Genomic DNA, 2,424 nt, shown 5'->3' on the forward strand with positions numbered 1-2,424 from the left:
ACTGCATTAACCAGTACATTTTTCTTTTCACAACATAATAAACTCATCTATTAGCTACCGCTAAAATTTTTCATATTTGAAAAAGCCATTATTTGTCACAAACTCCCTCAAATTTATATATTTCACGATTAAATAAACTATTTTCGTAATTACTTTTATTTTTGACTAATGAAAATAGCTTTGTTTTTGGTTGTATAAATTAATGGATGTCCGCGTTTTTAGTTTTCCTCGTGCTTCACAAGGTTACTAAAATTCACATTGTGTAAGGCACTTCGGGGGGGAGGGGGGCGTAAGTGTCTTAGCTTTTTAACTCGCAAAGGGGCACAAAACGAGTTAGAAAAGTTGTTGGTTTATTCTAAATTAGAGATAAAACTTATTAAGTTATAACAAACTTCACATTAATTTATATTACTTAATACATCTCATTTACGCCTAATCTCATTAAGATCATTTTATTAAAACATAGTAGAATGCTGTACATATAAATTTTTAATATTTTTTTGGTGGAAGATATGTCGAATAAAAATAAGAAAAGTAAACGTGTAAATAAAAAAAACAAAAAAAGGGCAAACTCACCATTAAATTCTTTAAACCTAGAAACTATTAATCAAAATAGTTTGATAGAACTATCTCATATTAATGAAATTGATAAATTCGAAAATCACTTTTTAAAAAAATGTAAAAATCCTTTATTTAAAAGGTACTTTTTTGACTCCCCGGAGTATTTTTCAAAGAATATTCAAAGACATATTAAGCAGGTTAAATACAAAACATTAGAACAAGATGTATTTTTGCTTACTTCTCAGTTAATTAAATTTAAGAATTTAATTAACATTTATATTGAAATAAGGGATGAAGTAGAAAAATTCATATTATTAGGTGATTATGAAGATGCTTTAACATGTCTTGATAGAGTTTTAATACATACAGGCTATTCATACTGGTATATACAGTTGAAGTTTACTTTATTATCGCTGCTTGATCGAGATGAAGAATTATTAGAATTACACAGATTTCTTTATGGGAATGTTAATCGCTCTTACGAAGAGAGAGATTTAGATGTATTGCTAGAAAGTGCAAATAAAAGACAAAGAACAAAAAGAAATAATTATTTATTTGAGGCGATAATTGAAGGCATACCTTTTGGAAATGAGTGTAAGGCACTTGAGTTCATGTTTAGGTTTAATCCTGTAAACCTTGATAATAGCGATTATAAAGCAGTGTTTGAATACGTCTATACTTGCAATATTGTAGATAAATACAATGCACTCTTACGAATGGCAACTACGTGCTTCGCAAAAAATGATGTAACGAATGTTATATACAATGCTGTTATTAATTTAACAGGAAAAATATACGATGATAAAATTAAAGGTATCGTTTTTTTTCATGAAAATAAAAATGTCTTAACAGAGAAAGATACTGTTTTCGTCGATGTATGCGATACATACATCAAAGGGGACTTTAACTCTGTAATTGGTAAATGTGAAGTTCACCTAATAAAATGGCCAGATTTTTCAAACCTTTATGAGTTTTATGCAAATGCATTATCTGAAGCAAAGAAAGACATCATATTCTCTGAAGGTAGTTTGCTTTATGAAATAATTTCAGGGATGAAAAAATTAATTTTAAATAGAAGTAAATCTAGTTTATCTAACTTGAATCGTTTATTTCAACAATTCAATTGTATCGATGTAACCCTGATAGTTAAACTTATTGAGCTAAAAGTAGATGTTTGTCGTGATGAGAAAAAAGTTTACGAGTTGTATAGATTTATGGATGTAAGTGGATCTCTAAACAGTCCATTTAGAGTAGATGTAGAGATAAAAGAACATTTGTGTCAAATGATTAATGATTCAAAGAACCATATAATAAATTATTTAAATGTTCCCGAGTATAGAAAATTAAAATGGAAAGCTGACCAGTGCTTCCTAGATAATAATTACCATGAAGCGATAGAACTATATAGAAAAATTGTAAATGCCCCCATTCATTTGCGAGATGAAGTGACGGCAAAAATAGCATTATCTATTGTAAAGTTAGGTAATATAGATGAGGCATCATCCTATATAGTAGACTTATATTTTAAAGATCCCCAAAATATATGGAAGTTACCAAAGCAACATATTTTCGATGAAATTGATGAATATGATGGAGAAAAAGACTTTTATAATATTGATTTAGTAATCACCATATATTTACTAGTAAAAGGAAATTATACCGAATATCAAACAATATCCTTGTACTTGCAAGATTATCTTGAACAATTTTCTATTTCACATCCAAGTGAGCTTTATCCAAAGAATTATAAGCAGTTATATTTACTTGAAAACATCTGTGATTTAAATGTATTAGAAGGATTAAGGTACAAGTCAGAAAATGATAAAGTTTTAGATCGAGTTAAGGTCCTTGCTAATCTCCTTG

The 2,424-nt window shown here is 28.4% G+C and carries 1 protein-coding gene; it reads left to right on the forward strand.

Annotation, left to right across the window (positions count from 1 at the left end; all coding sequences use genetic code 11):
- Window positions 1-512: 512 nt before the first annotated feature.
- The coding region (locus tag H5084_RS19105; RefSeq protein WP_182692218.1) for a hypothetical protein at window positions 513-2,424 on the forward strand (1,912 nt) is incomplete at its 3' end.

The organism is Psychromonas sp. SR45-3 (assembly GCF_014163575.1).
Taxonomy (GTDB): Bacteria; Pseudomonadota; Gammaproteobacteria; order Enterobacterales; family Psychromonadaceae; genus Psychromonas; species Psychromonas arctica.